Origin of the sequence: Leifsonia sp. SIMBA_070, assembly GCF_046534635.1 — a bacterium.
Classification (GTDB): domain Bacteria; phylum Actinomycetota; class Actinomycetes; order Actinomycetales; family Microbacteriaceae; genus Leifsonia.
In genome coordinates this window covers 1-310 of the sequence record NZ_JAWRYK010000124.1, presented here as the reverse complement: position 1 = coordinate 310, position 310 = coordinate 1, and the positions used below count along the sequence as shown (strand labels likewise).

The 310-nt window shown below is 65.8% G+C and carries 1 protein-coding gene; it reads right to left on the bottom strand.

Translation table 11 applies throughout. The features are described 5' to 3' along the window. Positions 1–310: lipid II flippase MurJ (locus SB754_RS19690; protein ID WP_410784080.1), on the bottom strand; the 310-nt coding region annotated here is incomplete at both ends.

Sequence of the window (310 nt, the reverse complement as noted above, 5' to 3'; positions counted from 1 at the left end):
CCGAGCCCGGCGCCGCGCCACCGGAAATCCGGGCGGATCCGCAGCCCGGTCTTGCGCCAGAAGAACGCCAACGTCACGGCTTGCAGGGCGACGCTGAGCGTCGCCGTGATGCCGAGTGTCGCCGCCATGCCCGGTGACCAGGCTGACGACTCGGTGAGATCGCCGCGGAAAATCGCGCCGATGATCAGAAAACCCGCGATCGAAACGATGTTGTTGGTCGCTGGAGCCCACATGTACGGCCCGAACACACGGCGGGCGTTCATCGTCTCGCCGACCAGCGCAAACGCGCCATAGAAGAATATCTGCGGCG